Raw genomic sequence first — 15365 nt, forward strand, 5'->3', positions numbered from 1 at the left:
AAAAGGGGGTGGGGTAAAACCCCGCCCCGGTTTTTCAATCTATACGTAGAATAAGATATCTTCGTAGGTTGGGAATGGCCAGTATTTTTCAGCTACAATTTCTTCAAGTGCATCGGCAACTACCCGCAGGGTTTCCATAGCGGGAATAACTTTTTCACAGGAATAGTTGGCTTCAGCCTGAGCTGAGTCGCAGTCTTTTACACCAGCAAGCGTGGTTTCAAGCGCATCAATGGCTTTGATCAGGTCGCCGGAAAGTTTGGACAATCTTTCGACCAGAGTTGCTTCGGCAGAAATGTCGATGGCATCGCCACAGGCTTTTTTAGCAATCAGGGTATCAACAACTTCTTTTGTATAAGTAACAACCGCCGGCGAGATTTCGCGTTTAGCCAGGTTAAGCATGGTCAAGGCTTCGATGTTGATGGTTTTAATGTACTCTTCTAAATGAATTTCATAACGAGAATCCATTTCGGCTGGAGTAAAGATATTGTGCCGTTCAAAAAGTTTGACATTCTTTTCAGAAGTAAATTCAGCTAAAGCTTCTGGTGTGGTTTTTAAGTTTGGCAGACCGCGTCGGGCTGCTTCTTCAACCCACTCATCAGAGTAGTTGTTACCATTAAAGACAACATTTTTACACGCTTTAACAGAATTTTGTAACAATGTATCCAAAGCAGTATCAAAATTATCGGCCTTTTCCAGAATGTCAGCATAGTCTTTCAAGACATCAGCGACAATGGTATTGATGGTAATATTGGGGCCGGAAATCGACTGGTTTGATCCCAGCATTCTGAATTCGAATTTGTTACCGGTAAAGGCAAATGGAGAGGTTCTATTTCGGTCGGTTGCATCAATGATGAATTTTGGTAAGCTGTTAACGCCAAGTTCCATGACCAGATCTTTTGCTTCAGATACTGGTTTGCCAGTTTCGATGGATTTTAAAGCAGCAGTTAATTGCTCACCCAGGAAAACGGAAACAATCGCTGGTGGTGCTTCGTTGGCACCCAGACGGTGGTCATTGCCGGCACTGGCTACGGTAATTCGCAGCATTTCGCTGTATTTATAAACAGCTTCAATAACAGCACAAAGGAACAGCAGGAATTGTTTGTTTTCGACCGGATTTTTGCCAGGCTCCAATAAGTTTTCACCGGTGTTGGTAGACATCGAGAAGTTATTGTGTTTTCCTGAACCATTGACAAAATCAAATGGTTTTTCATGTAACAGACAAGCCAGGTCGTGACGGTAAGCAACCCGTTGCATGAATTCCATAATTAATTGATTATTGTCAGTAGCGATATTGGTGTTTGCAAAAATTGGTGCTAACTCATGTTGCGCTGGAGCAACTTCATTGTGTCGTGTTTTTGAGGCAATTCCCAGACTCCATAGTTCCTGATCGAGGTCAGCCATATAAGCGGCAACACGGCCGCGGATTTTACCGAAATAATGTGTTTCCATTTCCTGGCCTTTAGGTGGTTTTGCACCAAACAAAGTACGGCCGGACAGGATCAGATCCTTACGTTGTTTATACATTTCCCGTTCGATCAGGAAATATTCCTGTTCAGCACCAATAGTGGAGGTTACTTTTTTGACATCATCTTTACCAAACAATTTTAAAATACGAACGGCATGGGTATTAAGCGCCTGCATGGATCGTAACAGTGGTGTTTTTTTATCAAGCACTTCACCAGAGTAAGAACAGAAAATGGTGGGAATATAAAGGGTTGTTCCTTTAATAAAAGCATAGGATGTTGGATCCCAGGCAGTATAGCCACGTGCTTCAAAGGTTGCCCGTAAACCACCGGATGGGAAAGATGAAGCATCCGGTTCGCCCTTGATCAGTTCTTTACCGGAGAATTCCATAATAACTTTGCCGTCTTCAGTTGGGTTGATAAATGCATCATGTTTTTCAGCAGTGATGCCGGTCATTGGCTGGAACCAATGGGTGTAATGGGTCGCACCCAGTTCTAAAGCCCAATCTTTCATGGCATTTGCCACGACTTCAGCGACGTTTTCTTCCAGAGGGAGATCCTCTTTCATTGTTTTTAACAGGGAAGCGTAAATATGCTTTGGTAAGCGCTTGCGCATCACTCCAGAGTTAAAAACCTTTGATCCGAAAAGATCAGATACATTTTCATTAATTGGCACGTGTGTGTCCTCCTAAAATATAATTTGTATAATTATAACATAACTGTCACCATTGTCAGATATGTTACAATAAAAGCTAAGTAAAATCAAATCGAAGGTCTTTTACTAATTCAGATTGAATACCTTCGTTCTGACAAGGTATTAATTTTCAGATGATGAATCTGAAAAGATCGATAACTACTTTGCTGAACCCACAGGGGGAGCCTGAAAGTGATTAAAAAAAAAGCGCCTTGGAAAGCGTTCATTACACTCTCAAAGCACCATTGCTATCGTCACTCTCGTGGCAGTTATCACTATTTAAATTTATCCTTATTATAGACGATGCAAAGTCTGTTGTAAAGTAAAATTTACAAGAAATTACATGTAATGGTTATCAATTTCTTAAGTTTAGTTGGAATGATTTACAAAAAACCAGGCCTGCTATATAATATGAAGAAAAACTAGGATATAATTGCTGAAAATTAGGTTGGACGATTAATTTTGAGTATTAATATCGAAAGGAAAACGATAATGAGTATTAATTTTGAAATGAATGAAGAAAAACATATTAAAGTACTGGATGCCTTATTGGGAGATGCAGATTTGATGATGGCTTTAAATGCAGCGGAAGACTTCGAGTCCGGCTATCAACTGGTGGCTGAACGCGTGCCGGGATTAACCCTGGAGGAATTTGCCGGTTCGATGGAGATGCTGAGACAGATTGTTATGGCTCAAATGGAAAAAGGCCCGATCCAATAAGCAAAAACCTGTAAATTTGCTGAATTAAAACCCTTTAGGCGGAAAGTTTAAAGGGTTTTAAGCGGCAAAATGAAATTGAAAACCTTGTCAGGCAAAATAAAACAAAAAAAAATTGAAACCTTAGCGGAAATATGTTTTAATGATAGCACTAACGCAGTAAGTACATTGTATACAAAAATAGAATAAGAGCAGTTACTAAAGAACAATGGCGTTCGATCCTCCTGAAATTTTTGGATTGCAGAGGGGCTCATTTAGCATGTTCTTTTTTTGTTTATAACAGGCAATGGCGTAAAAATGTGTGGATTCATGGGGCAAATGGGTACAAAATAGAAAATTGCCTAAAAACTGATGTGGGTCGGCTAAATAAATACGATTTAATGAAATGACAACTTTATAAAAGGATAACAGGATTAATTTAAAGAAGCAGTACAAATAGCGTTATACAGAAAGAAAAAATCAATGCTGTTTCTGATTAAAATAAGTGGAGGTTTAGAATGAGCTTAGCGAAAAATATAATAGAAGCGATGAAATTTATTGAAGCGAATGATGTGAAATTTATTCGCCTTCAGTTTTGTGATCTCTTTGGACAAAATCGAAATATTGCCATTACGGCAATGCAGATGGAACGTGCGTTGGCCAGCGGGATTCCTTTTGATGCCTCATTAGTGGTGGGATTTTCAGAATCCCGGTATACAGATCTGGTCTTATATCCCGATATCAGTACCATTCAGCTCTTGCCCTGGCGGCCCCAGCAAGGGAAGGTAGCCAGAATTCTCTGTGATATCAAATACCCCAATGGCGATATTTTTGAAGCAGACAGCCGCTATATCTTAAAGGAAACCATCAACCGGGCCAAAGCCCTGGGGTATGAATTTAACACCAGCGCAGAATGCGAGTTTTATCTTTTTAAACAGGACGAAAACGGTGATCCAACCACGATTCCGACTGATCAGGCCGGCTATTTTGATTTGGCGCCTTATGATCGGGGTGAAAACACCCGCCGGGAGATTTGTCTGACTCTGGAAGATATGGGTTTTGAAATCGAAAGTTCCCGTCATGAAGCCGGTCGCGGCCAGCACGAAATTGATTTTAAATATGATGATGCCCTGTCGGCAGCAGATAAGATTATGACCTTTAAAACCGTGGTTAAAACCGTGGCGCAGCGAAATGGGGTGCATGCGTCATTTTTACCAAAACCGCTGATGGAAGAACCGGGCAGCGGGATGCATATTCATGTGTCGCTGCTAAAAGACGGACAGGATATCTTTGAAAACAAGGACGGTATTCTGGGTGAAGAAGCCCGGCAATTTATGGCTGGTGTACTGGCTCATGTTAAAGGCATGACGGCCATTGCCAATCCCCTGGTTAACAGTTATAAACGCTTAACCGGTGGTAAGGAAGCCCCCCGGCATATTGGTTGGGGCTTTGGCAACCGCTCCCCGCTGATCCGGATTCCGATGGAGTCTGATGAGTATTATCGCTTTGAACTGCGCGGGCCAGATCCCACCTGTAATCCCTATTTGACCTTTGCCATTATTCTGGCGGCCGGTCTTGAAGGGATTGAAAAAAAACTGGTGTTAATGGACGAATTAAAACTGGATGAAGATGAAATAACCAGAGATCCGATGGCAGTTAAGAACATTCAGGAGTTGCCAATCACCTTAATGGATGCCCTGACTGAGATGGATGCTGACCCCTTAATTAAAACCGTGCTGGGGGAAAGTCTGGCCGAAAAATACATTGAACTGAAAACCGCCGAATGGATGGACTATATCAAAACGGTTCACCCCTGGGAAATTGATCGCTACCTCTTAACTTATTAAACAGAAAATATATTGCGGCAGGAGGTGAAGGGGATGAGCAGCGTATTATTGGTATGTAAGCAAGATGACGTTATCCGCGGGCTGGCCGATATTCTACGCCCGATGAATTTTCAATTAATTGACTCGGCTAATTCGGCAGCCGAAGGCCGGCGGCGACTTCAGGAAATTGAATATGATCTGGTGATCGTGAACACCCCTCTAGGTGATGAATTCGGTGTGGATTTTGCTGTTGATATTCTGGAAAAATTCATGGTCGGTGTGATCCTGATTGTCAAAAGCGAACTGGTCGATCATGTTGAAGAAAAACTGACCGATACAGCGGCTTTCGTGGTCCCTAAACCTCTGAACCGTCAGCTGTTGGTTCAAAATGTCCGTTTCGTCTGTCAGTCCCGGGAAAAAATCCAAAAGCTGCAAAGTCAGAACCAGGCCTTGAAAGCAAAAATTGACGACCTCGGGGTTGTTTATCGGGGAAAACTCTTCCTGATGGGGCATCTGGACATGACCGAAGATCAGGCCCACCGCTATATTCAAAAGAAGGCCATGGATATGCGGACATCACCCCGCAAGGTAGCAGAACAGATTATTAAAACCTATGATAAAAAATAGCCACATAGATAAATATAAAAATCATCGAATTGAGCTTCATGACGAGATAAAGCCTTGTTATGAAGCTTTTTACATGATAAGCTTTAAAGACAGATCATTGTTTTTAAGAGTACGCCAACTTAAACGGTAAAAAGCAAAAATGTAAACAATATCATTGAAAAAATATAAAAATTGTGGAACAAATCCGATGGCTTTATGTTATAATACTGTGGGAAAAAATGATCCCATAAATTTTCTAGTTTAAAATAATTAAAGATGCTAATAAGTGGTGTTCGATCAAGGCCCTCTGCTAAAATGGATGTAAATTCAGGTTACCGAGGTGCTGCAGGTCTGAGGTTGATGGAAGGAATGAGAATAGATGTCGATTTCTGTATTAGTTGGCGCCCAGTGGGGCGATGAAGGCAAAGGCAAAATGGTGGATTATTTCGCCAAACAGTCTGATTTAATTGTTCGGTTTCAAGGGGGCGACAACGCAGGTCATACTGTTATTAATGATTATGGTATTTTCAAACTTCATTTAATTCCCTGTGGTGTTTTCGACGAAGATTGTCAATGTTTAATCGGAACCGGCGTGGTTGTTAATCCGGATGTTTTACTTGAAGAAATGCAACAGATTATCGAAGCAAAGGTAAGCCTGGAAGGACTTAAAATATCGGCAAAAGCTCATATCCTCATGCCCTATCATCAAAAACTGGATGAACTGATGGAAGCCAGCGGCGGTATTGGTACGACCAAGCGAGGTATCGGTCAGGCCTATGCCTACAAAGCGATGCGAAAAAGTTTACGATTTGAAGATTTGCTGAATCTTGACAATGCCAAAAAGAAACTGGAAACCATTGTACCAGTGGTCAATGACCAAATGGCTTCCTATAAGATAGAACCCTACACGGTAGAAGCCCTGTTTGCCAAATGCCAGTTCTGGGCTGAAACCTTTGGTCATATGATTGTCAATCCGGTTGGTTTCTTACATGACATGATTGACGCCGATAAGAGTATTCTTTTCGAGGGCCAATTGGGAGCCATGAAAGATATTGATTTAGGGATTTTCCCCTATGTTACCTCATCCAATCCGATTGCCGCTTATGCAGCAGTCAGTGGTGGCTTTCCGGCCAAGAAAATTGATAAGGTCATTGGGGTGGCAAAAGCCTTTTCCAGTGCTGTCGGCGCTGGTCCCTTTCCGACTGAAGAATTTGGCGGCACCATCGATATCCTGAGGGGTACCGGCGAAAAGCCAGATGATGAGTTTGGCGCCAGAACGGGCCGATCCCGTCGGCTGGGCTGGATCGATATTCCGGTCCTTAAATACACCCATGCCATCAACGGATATGATGAACTGGCTTTATGTAAAATTGATAAATTGGATGATCTGCCGGAGATTAAAATCTGTGTTGATTATAAATTAGATGGAGAATTGGTAACCAGTTTTCCCAACACCGAAGACCTGGAACGGGTCGAACCGGTTTACATTACCCTTCCCGGTTGGATGAGTGATACCACAAAAATCCGCCGATTGAAAGATTTACCAGAGAATGCAAAAAAATACATTAAAACAATTGAAGACTTGGTTGGAACGACCATTGCCTATGTCGGCGTTGGCCCGAATCGAGAGGACTTAGCAATTCGATAAATGTGCTAAATTGAAATACCTGGTTGCGTGCAATCAGGTATTTTTTGGAAATAACTAATACGGAGGTAGACAATGTCTTATTACAAACGAGATAAGCGGGCCTGGCTGGTGCTGTCGGATGGCAGTGTTTTTGAAGGCTATAATTTTGGGTGCGAAGGCACCACCATTGGCGAAATCGTCTTTACCACAGGGATGACCGGTTACCAGGAAGTGTTGACGGATCCGTCTTATTATGGACAGATTGTGCTGCAAACCTATCCTTTAATCGGAAACTATGGAATCAATAGCGACGATATGGAATCGGAACGAAGCTGGATCAACGGTTATATTACCAAAGAATGGTGTGAAGAACCGTCGAATTTCAGAAATACGCACAATATTAACGAGTTTATGATCGAACAGGATAAAATCGGGATCTGGGATGTGGACACCCGGGCCATTACCCGGGTAATCCGGGAACATGGTACCATGAACGGTGCCATTACCACCGAAGATATTGAAACGACCAAAGAAGCGCTGATGGAAAAAATCCACGCTTTTAAAGTGGTCAATCCGGTTCAGGCCGTGACCCGCAAAAACAAGGGCTGGTATTACAGCCAGGTCAACCGGGCGAACCACGTGGCTTTGATTGATTATGGGTATAAACATAATATTTTGCGGATGCTGCTGCGTTTAGGCTGCAATGTGACCGTGATGCCGGCCAATACCACGATTGAAGAAATTCGGATGCTTAATCCCGATGGGATCATGCTGTCCAACGGACCGGGCGATCCGGCCGAAAATATTGAAATTATTGAAAACCTCAAAGATTTTGTTAAATATGGCAAGCCTATTTTTGGCATCTGTCTGGGCCATCAGTTACTGGCACTGGCCATGGGCGGCGAAACCTTTAAGCTTAAATACGGCCATCGGGGTATGAATCAACCAGTTAAAGATGTTACCAGAGACCGAGTTTTTATTACCAGCCAGAACCATGGCTATGCGGTGGTACCGGAAAGCATTCCCGCTGAAGTGGGAAAAGTGACCCATTTCAATTTAAACGACGGCACCTGTGAAGGGGTTGAATATCCGGACATCCACGCCTTTACGGTACAGTTTCATCCCGAAGCCAGCGCCGGCCCCAACGATACCGGCTATTTATTTGAACAATTTACTGATCTTATGGAAAGGGGGCAACAAGGATGCCTTTAAGAAGCGATATTAAACGAGTCCTGGTAATCGGCTCCGGCCCTATTGTCATCGGACAGGCGGCTGAATTTGATTATGCCGGCACCCAGGCCTGTAAAGCCTTAAAAAACTATGGTCTGGAAGTCATCCTAATTAACTCCAACCCGGCGACGATTATGACTGATAAAGCCATGGCGGATAAAATTTACATTGAACCCCTGACCCTGGAAGTAATCAGACGGATCATCCTGATGGAAAAACCGGATAGTATTCTGTCGACCCTGGGCGGCCAAACCGGGCTGACCCTGTCGATGCAACTGGCCAAAGAAGGGTTCTTGGATGCTCATGGCGTTAAATTGTTGGGCGCCAACCTGGAAACCATTGAAAAAGCTGAAGACCGTCAGGCCTTTAAAGATATGATGCGGGAAATTGGCGAACCCTGTATTCCCTCCGAAGTTGTCGTGACAGTCGAAGACGCGGTCCGTTTTGCCGCCACCATCGGTTATCCGGTGATTGTCCGTCCGGCCTTTACTCTGGGCGGCACCGGCGGCGGGATCGCCGCCAACCAGCAGGAGCTGGAAGAAATTGCCACTCATGGTATTCGCTTATCACCGATCAGCCAGATTCTGGTTGAAAAAGGGATTGCCGGCTGGAAAGAAATCGAATTTGAAGTCATGCGGGATGCCAAGGGCAATGTCATCACCGTTTGTAGTATGGAAAACTTTGATCCGGTCGGGATTCACACCGGCGATTCGATTGTCGTGGCACCCTGTCAGACCCTGAGTGATAAAGAATTCCAGATGTTGCGAACCTCGGCCCTGAAAATCATTTCCGCCCTGAAGGTTGAAGGCGGCTGTAATTGTCAGTTTGCTCTGAATCCGGAAAACTTCAACTATGCGGTAATTGAGGTTAATCCCCGAGTTTCCCGTTCCTCGGCGCTGGCTTCAAAAGCGACTGGTTATCCGATCGCCAAGGTTGCCAGCCAGATTGCGATTGGCTTTTCGCTGGATGAAATCATCAATGAGGTCACCGGTACCACCACCGCCTGTTTTGAACCGGCGCTGGATTATATTGTCGTGAAGTTTCCGCGTTGGCCCTTTGATAAATTTGTCTATGCCAAACGAACCTTAGGCACCCAGATGAAGGCCACCGGCGAAATCATGTCGATTGGTTCCAGCTTTGAACATGCCATGATGAAGGCGATCCGCTCGATTGAATTGGGGATGGAAACATTAACCGTTGAAAAGTTGGTGGAAGCCAGTGATGAAGACATCATGAAAATGCTGGCGGATTCGGATGATGAACGTTCTTTTGTGGTTTATGAAGCCATCAAGCGGGGTGTTGCGCTGGACACCATCTTTGCCATTACCAAAATCGATAAGTGGTTTTTAGATAAGCTGCGCCATCTGGCGGTTATGGAAAAAGACCTGGCAACCCTGGGTCTAACCGAAGAACGGATCCGGGTCGCTCGGGAAATCGGCTTTTTGGATAAAACCATCGAAGAATTATCCGGCGAAAAAATCCAGGAAGATCCCAAAACCTATGCTTCTTTTAAAATGGTTGATACCTGCGCCGGCGAATTTGCGGCTCAGACCCCCTATTTTTATTCAACCCGGGATAAAGAAAATGAAGCGGCCTTATTTATCGAAGAACATCCCTCCGGCAAAGAACGGATTCTGGTTCTTGGTTCCGGCCCGATCCGGATCGGCCAGGGCATTGAGTTTGACTACTGTTCGGTGCACTGTGCCTGGGCGCTGCGGGAAAAAGGCTATGAAGCTATTTTCATCAACAACAACCCGGAAACGGTGTCCACTGACTTTGATACCTCGGACCGCCTTTATTTTGAACCGCTGACCAAAGAAGACGTCCGTTCCGTGGTAGAAACCGAAAAACCGATCGGGGCCATTGTTCAGTTTGGTGGCCAAACCGCCATTAAGCTGACCCGCTATCTGGAAGAAATGGGCGTTCCGGTTTTGGGCACCTCACCGGCCAATATCGATGCCGCTGAAGATCGGGAAGTGTTTGATCAGCTGCTGGAAACCTGCAATATCCGCCGGCCTCAGGGCGAAACCGTCTATACCACCACCGAAGCGGTGGAAGTAGCCGAACGGTTAGGCTTCCCGGTATTGCTGCGACCTTCTTATGTATTGGGTGGACAGAACATGATTATCGCCTACGAGCGGGAAGACGTGGTCGAATATATGGATATTATCACCGCCGTGGAACTGGAAAACCCGGTTCTGATCGATAAATATCTAATGGGTAAAGAAGTGGAAGTCGATGCCATCAGCGATGGCGAAAGCTATCTGATTCCCGGAATCATGGAACATATCGAACGGGCTGGGGTTCATTCCGGCGATTCGATTTCTGTTTATCCGCCGCAAACCCTGGATCAGCGCACCAAGGATACCATCATCGACTACACCGGCCGGCTGGTCAAGGCGCTGGATATTGTCGGAATGGTCAACATTCAATATGTTATCTATGAAGATGAAGTCTACGTGATTGAGGTCAATCCCCGATCTTCGCGGACGGTGCCTTATATTTCCAAGGTCACCGATATTCCGATGGTCAACATTGCTACCAAGATGATGCTGGGCGACAAGCTGGCAGATCTCGGCTATGCGCCAGGTCTTTATCCGGAAGGCGACTATGTAGCGGTTAAGGTGCCGGTGTTCAGTTTCTCCAAGCTGCAGGACGTCGATACCCAGTTGGGACCAGAAATGAAATCCACCGGAGAAGTTTTAGGCGTGGCCAAAACCTTTGCCGATGCCCTGTACAAAGGCCTGGTCGCTTCCGGTCGTAGTATGGAACGCTCCGGCGGGGTCCTGCTCACCGTTAAGGATCGGGATAAAGAGGCGATTGTCGAAATCGGTCGCCAATTCCATGAAATGGGCTTTGTTATCTACGGCACCGTGGGAACGGCGCTGATTCTCAACGAGAACAATATCCCCACCAAGGTGGTTCGCCGACTGGCGGAAAGTAAACCGAATATCGGTGATCTGATCGAAAGCGGCAAGCTGAACTATGTTATTTCCACCTCCAGCAAGGGTCGGATGCCGCATCATGATGATGTCCGGATGCGACGAAAATGTGTGGAAACCTCGATCGCCCTGCTGACCTCACTGGATACTGCTCAGGCGCTGTTGGATTGTTTAAAATCCAACCGCACGATGGCCGAAATAGAACTGGTGGATATCAAAGATATCCGATAAATAGAGCTGTTTTTAACAAAAGAACTTATTCAATTGCGTTGAATAAGTTCTTTTTATTTGGTAGAATGGAAAGAACTTTAGAAAATAACAAAAAGAAAGGATGACAGATGATCACAAAGTCTAAAAAGATTAAAGCCAGTGTTGTTGCAGTTATCACTGTTATTCTTTTTTTTGCCTTGAGCTGGTATTATGTAGCCCTCATTAATCAGGCCTTGCGAGCGCAGACCTTTTTATATCTTTCGGAAGTTGGCAGTCGGGGTGCGGACTTGGTTGAAAGCAAGGTAATCAATGAGTTGGAAAATCTGGAAACCACTGCCCAACTGATTGAAGCCCATGGTGATTATGATCACAACACCATGCTGACCCTGATCAAACTGCAGGTTGCGGAGGGTAATTATAAACGCATGGGGATTGCCCTACCCAATGGTGATGTTATCACTACGGATGGTCTGGCCTACAACGTCGCCAATCGGCCTTATTTTCAGGAGGCCATTAAAGGCAAAGCAACCGTGTCAGACACCATCAACGATTACACCGATGACAAGCCGATCAATGTTTATGCGGTTCCCATTTTTCATGATAATCAAGTGGTTGCCCTGGTTCTGGCTTCAGTGACTACGGAGGATTTAAAAAAATATCTGGAAGTCGAGAGTTTTTCCAACCAGGGTTATTCCTATATTGTCAAAGCCAATGGGGATGCCGTAGTCACCTCAGCTCATGCCAACAGCCCGGGTTCGTTTGAGAATATCTTAGAACTGCTTAGTAAGGCCGATTTAAGAGAGGGTGACAATTTAAAAACGATTAACGAAAATATGGCGACTGGAAATAGCGGCAGTTATACCAGCTTTTATGCAGGCATGGAGCGTCATACCATTTATAAACCGCTGGCCATCAATGACTGGTACATGATGACGGTGGTACCGACCCAGGTGGTGAGTACGCAGACCAGTCAGATCAGCTGGTATTCCTTGATGCTGATCGCCGCCGCTCTGCTGGCCATGACCTTATTGTTTGTGATTATCCTGTTTTATCAGGATCGTTCAAAAAAAAGACTGGAACGGATTGCCTATATTGATGAAGTAACCAGCGGCAATAACTGGCAGAAATTCAAACTGGAAGCAAGTGAGATTCTGGAATCAAAAAATATCAGTCAATGTGCCCTGTTGACCTTTGATATTGACCGGTTCCGCTTTATTAATGAAGAGTACGGGCATGAAAAGGGCGATCAGGTTCTTAAGATGGTTGTGGGGATTCTGGAAAACCGGATGGGTAAACAGGAAACCTATGCCCGGGTATCCGGGGATCATTTTGCGATCCTCTGCGTCTGTGATGATCGGGACAAAATAACCCGGCGGATTAAAGAATTTATCCGGGTTTTGAATGAACAGCGGGAGGCCATCGGCATCAAGGAACGACTTTCCTGTCACTTCGGGATTTATATCATTGAAGATAAAAAAGGAAACCTCGAAAAAATCCGGGAAAAGGCCAATATGGCCCGAATTGCCGCCAAAACTGCGGATAACCAACGCTGGTTTTTCTATTCGGATGCCTTCCGTAAAAAAATCGGTGATGAAAAAGAAATTATGGACCAGATGGAAGATGCCCTGGAAAATAGTGAGTTCGAAATGTATCTCCAGCCCAAGTATAATCTTCATCGCAATGCCTATTGTGGCTGCGAGGCACTGGTGCGTTGGCGGCATCCCCATAAAGGCTTGATCTCTCCGGGGGAATTTATTCCCATTTTTGAACAAACCGGGTTCATTAAAAAGCTGGATATGTTTATGCTGGAAACGGCTTGTATAATTTTAAAAACCTGGGAAGAAAAAAAATACCCGGAACTGTCGGTTTCGGTAAACATCTCCCGAAAGAACCTTAAACAGACCGGGTTTATCGAAAGTGTTTTAAACATTACCAATAAATATCGGATTAATCGGGGCAATCTGGAAATAGAGCTCACCGAATCGAGTATTTTTGAAGATGTCGATCGGATGATTGAAATTGGTCAGGCCTTTCGTAAATATGGTTTTAAAATGTCAATGGACGATTTTGGATCAGGTTATTCATCCATCAATCTATTGGGAAATCTCCCGCTGGATGTCATTAAGATGGATCAGGGCTTTTTTAACAGCCGCCTCAATCGCGAACAGAATCATATTGTCGTGGAGTCCACCATTAATATGATCAAAAAACTGGGGATGACGGTGGTGGCGGAAGGCATCGAAACCGAAGCCGAGGTGGAAATGTTAAGGGCCTTAGGCTGCGATATCATTCAGGGTTACTATTTTGGCAAGCCGATGACGGTTGATGAATTCGAACAGCAGATTTTTAAAAACAAGTGATCTTTGGGGAAGAGGAAAATAATGGAAACTAAAAATATTCGCATCGGCGACATTCTCATCAACGCCGGGTTTATTAAAGAGGAACAGCTCCAGGAAGCGCTGGCCTACCAGAAGGTCGATAAAAGCAAACGGCTGGGGGCTATTCTGGTTGACTATGGTTATGTAACGGAAACCCAATTGCTGGAGGCCCTGTCCAAACGGTTGAATGTGCTGGTGCTGGATTTGGAAGATACCGTCATCGATTTGGAAGCGGCGGGGAAAATCCCCCAGAATATTGCCTTCAAATACACCCTGATTCCGATTGCTGAAGAAAACAATCATCTGGTGGTGGCGATGAATGATCCCCTGGATTTTTACGCCATCGAAGATTTGCGGCTGATTACCAATATGAGTATCGATGTGGTGTTGGCGCCCCGGGAAGTGATTCTGGAAACGATCCGGAAATCTTACACCGAAATCGAAGCCCGAAAGGCCGCCTCGGCCGCCAACAAGACCGTCATCGGCAGCAGCTTATCGTTTGTTGAGGATATTCTCACCAACGAGGGGGATGCTCCGATTGTCAATCTGGTCAATTCAGTCTTGTTGAAAGGCCATAATGCCGGGGCCAGTGATATTCATATTGAGCCCTTTGAAAAAGAAACCATTATCCGGCTCCGAGTCGATGGCCTGATTGTCGATTATCTGACCCTGGCCAATAATCTCCATCAGTCCCTGATCGCCCGGATTAAGATCCTGTCAAATCTGGATATTGCCGAACGGCGGGTACCCCAGGATGGTCATTTCCGAATCCGTATTGATGGCGTTGAAATGAATGTCCGAAGTTCCAGTATTCCCACCGTTTACGGCGAAAAAATGGTGATGCGTTTTTTAAGTATGAACGTGCCCCTGGATCACGCCGGTCAATTCGGGATGAATGATGAGGATTATAAAAAAATCCTCCAGATGCTCCAAAGTCCCCATGGCGTGGTTTATATTACCGGCCCCACCGGTAGTGGCAAAACCACCACCCTGTATATGATTCTGGAAATGCTCAGTCAGCGAAATGTTAATATCGCCACCATCGAAGACCCGGTGGAACGGAATTTGCCCAAAATCAACCAGACCCAGGTGAATATTCTGGCCGGACTGACCTTTGATGTGGGACTCCGTTCGATCCTGCGGCAGGATCCGGATATTATCATGGTTGGTGAAACCCGGGACTCAGAAACTGCCTCGATTGCCGTTCGTTCGGCCATCACCGGCCATCTGGTGCTGTCCACCCTGCATACCAATGATGCTGTTTCAGCAGTGGTCCGGCTCCAGGATATGGGCGTCGAACCCTATATGGTGGCCAACTCCCTGACCGGGGTGGTGGCCCAGCGACTGGTTAAAAAAATCTGTCCCAATTGCCGGGAAGCCTATGCGGCATCTGAAATTGAGAAAGAGCTGCTGGGGGAACCCCGGCTGACGACCCTGTATCGGGGCCGTGGCTGTCATATCTGCAATAATACCGGTTACAAAGGCCGAACCGCCATCCATGAAATTCTGGCCATCGACAAAACCATCCGAACCCTGATTTCCCGCAAGGAACCGATCGAGGACATTTACAGCTATGTGGAAGAAACCGGTAAGCTGATTCCACTGCGAAAAAGCGTTTCCAATCTGACCATCCAGGGGATCACCTCGATGGAAGAATTTCTTAAATTATCATATTATGTGGAATAGGGAGAAG

9 protein-coding genes are annotated in these 15365 nt (G+C 45.2%); 8 read left to right on the forward strand and 1 reads right to left on the reverse strand.

What is annotated here, in order from left to right; translation table 11 throughout:
- Positions 1 to 39: 39 nt before the first annotated feature.
- Positions 40 to 2079, reverse strand: coding sequence for a glutamine synthetase III family protein (locus tag A3KS_RS0101510; RefSeq protein ID WP_051355595.1), 2040 nt, complete (start codon positions 2077 to 2079; stop codon positions 40 to 42).
- Between the two features lie 570 nt (positions 2080 to 2649).
- On the opposite strand from A3KS_RS0101510, the gene A3KS_RS0101515 reads away from it, so the two are divergent.
- From A3KS_RS0101515 to A3KS_RS0101550, 8 genes are all read left to right on the forward strand, one after another.
- Entirely contained in the window at positions 2650 to 2877 is a 228-nt protein-coding gene (locus tag A3KS_RS0101515) for a hypothetical protein (RefSeq protein WP_026393390.1), read from the forward strand.
- A 494-nt stretch (positions 2878 to 3371) separates the two neighbouring features.
- Entirely contained in the window at positions 3372 to 4700 is a 1329-nt protein-coding gene (gene glnA / locus A3KS_RS0101520) for a type I glutamate--ammonia ligase (protein ID WP_026393391.1), read from the forward strand.
- Between the two features lie 33 nt (positions 4701 to 4733).
- Positions 4734 to 5306 (forward strand): ANTAR domain-containing response regulator, encoded by a 573-nt coding sequence (locus A3KS_RS0101525; RefSeq protein ID WP_026393392.1) that lies wholly within the window; start codon positions 4734 to 4736, stop codon positions 5304 to 5306.
- Positions 5307 to 5664: 358 nt separating this feature from the next.
- Positions 5665 to 6933, forward strand: a complete 1269-nt coding sequence (locus tag A3KS_RS0101530) for an adenylosuccinate synthase (RefSeq protein WP_026393393.1) — start codon at positions 5665 to 5667, stop codon at positions 6931 to 6933.
- A gap of 72 nt (positions 6934 to 7005) precedes the next feature.
- Positions 7006 to 8124 carry a glutamine-hydrolyzing carbamoyl-phosphate synthase small subunit gene (gene carA / locus A3KS_RS0101535; protein ID WP_026393394.1) on the forward strand — a complete coding sequence of 373 codons (1119 nt, stop codon included), beginning with the start codon at positions 7006 to 7008 and terminating at the stop codon, positions 8122 to 8124.
- The gene (gene carB, locus A3KS_RS0101540; RefSeq protein ID WP_026393395.1) at positions 8115 to 11315 is read left to right on the forward strand and encodes a carbamoyl-phosphate synthase large subunit; all 3201 of its coding nucleotides are present in this window, start codon (positions 8115 to 8117) and stop codon (positions 11313 to 11315) included. The genes carA and carB overlap by 10 nt, the downstream gene beginning before the upstream one ends.
- A gap of 107 nt (positions 11316 to 11422) precedes the next feature.
- Positions 11423 to 13654 carry a bifunctional diguanylate cyclase/phosphodiesterase gene (locus A3KS_RS0101545; RefSeq protein ID WP_026393396.1) on the forward strand — a complete coding sequence of 744 codons (2232 nt, stop codon included), beginning with the start codon at positions 11423 to 11425 and terminating at the stop codon, positions 13652 to 13654.
- A gap of 21 nt (positions 13655 to 13675) precedes the next feature.
- The gene (locus A3KS_RS0101550; protein ID WP_026393397.1) at positions 13676 to 15358 is read left to right on the forward strand and encodes a GspE/PulE family protein; all 1683 of its coding nucleotides are present in this window, start codon (positions 13676 to 13678) and stop codon (positions 15356 to 15358) included.
- The last annotated feature ends 7 nt before the right edge of the window (positions 15359 to 15365 follow it).

The organism is Acetobacterium malicum subsp. dehalogenans DSM 11527 (assembly GCF_000472665.1).
Lineage (GTDB): Bacteria > Bacillota > Clostridia > Eubacteriales > Eubacteriaceae > Acetobacterium > Acetobacterium malicum.

Excerpts from the sequence above, each read along its gene's own strand:
- A3KS_RS0101530 (WP_026393393.1), top strand. The coding sequence starts at position 5,665 with ATGTCGATTTCTGTATTAGTTGGCGCCCAGTGGGGCGATGAAGGCAAA.
- A3KS_RS0101515 (WP_026393390.1), top strand. The coding sequence starts at position 2,650 with ATGAGTATTAATTTTGAAATGAATGAAGAAAAACATATTAAAGTACTG.
- carA (WP_026393394.1), top strand. The coding sequence starts at position 7,006 with ATGTCTTATTACAAACGAGATAAGCGGGCCTGGCTGGTGCTGTCGGAT.
- A3KS_RS0101545 (WP_026393396.1), top strand. The coding sequence starts at position 11,423 with ATGATCACAAAGTCTAAAAAGATTAAAGCCAGTGTTGTTGCAGTTATC.
- A3KS_RS0101510 (WP_051355595.1), bottom strand. The coding sequence starts at position 2,079 with ATGCGCAAGCGCTTACCAAAGCATATTTACGCTTCCCTGTTAAAAACA.
- glnA (WP_026393391.1), top strand. The coding sequence starts at position 3,372 with ATGAGCTTAGCGAAAAATATAATAGAAGCGATGAAATTTATTGAAGCG.
- A3KS_RS0101550 (WP_026393397.1), top strand. The coding sequence starts at position 13,676 with ATGGAAACTAAAAATATTCGCATCGGCGACATTCTCATCAACGCCGGG.
- A3KS_RS0101525 (WP_026393392.1), top strand. The coding sequence starts at position 4,734 with ATGAGCAGCGTATTATTGGTATGTAAGCAAGATGACGTTATCCGCGGG.
- carB (WP_026393395.1), top strand. The coding sequence starts at position 8,115 with ATGCCTTTAAGAAGCGATATTAAACGAGTCCTGGTAATCGGCTCCGGC.